At 67.7% G+C, this 430-nt stretch carries 1 protein-coding gene; it reads right to left on the bottom strand.

All coding sequences use genetic code 11. The annotated features are described in order from the left end of the window. Window positions 1-210: helix-turn-helix transcriptional regulator (locus I6F37_RS40925; RefSeq protein WP_225154510.1), on the bottom strand; the 210-nt coding region annotated here is incomplete at its 3' end. Window positions 211-430: the final 220 nt, after the last annotated feature.

Below are 430 nucleotides of genomic sequence, written 5' to 3'. Positions count from 1 at the left end.
ACCCTCCTGTTCCAGCTTGTGGAGGGCCGGATAGAGCGACCCGTCGCTCACCTTGAGGACGTCGCCGGAGACCTGCTGCAGCCGCTGGCCGATGGCGTGCCCGTTCATCGGCTGGAGCGCCACGATTTTCAGGATCAGCAGGTCGAGGGTGCCTTGGACGAGATCGGGCGGTCGGCTCATGGTGGCGTGCTCGGTTACCGAGCGGAGCATAGGCGATCCTCCGCTCGGTAAGCAAGGGGAAGGGGCCGACGCATCGGGCCGCGCCTAACGCGTCGCTCGAGACGGCTGAGCCGGGACGGGTTAGGATGGGGCCGGCATGGCGCCGTCCTCGCCCCGCGATCCGGCGTCGGAGCTGCTGCCCGAACTCCTCCGGGCGGTCATCGACAACCTTCCCATCTCGATCTACACGAAGGACCTGCAGGGCCGCTAC

This window comes from Bradyrhizobium sp. NBAIM08, from assembly GCF_020193935.1.
In the GTDB taxonomy this organism is placed as follows: Bacteria; Pseudomonadota; Alphaproteobacteria; order Rhizobiales; family Xanthobacteraceae; genus Bradyrhizobium; species Bradyrhizobium yuanmingense.
The sequence above is the reverse complement of the archived record's forward strand: the minus strand, read 5'-3'. Positions and strand labels throughout refer to the sequence as shown.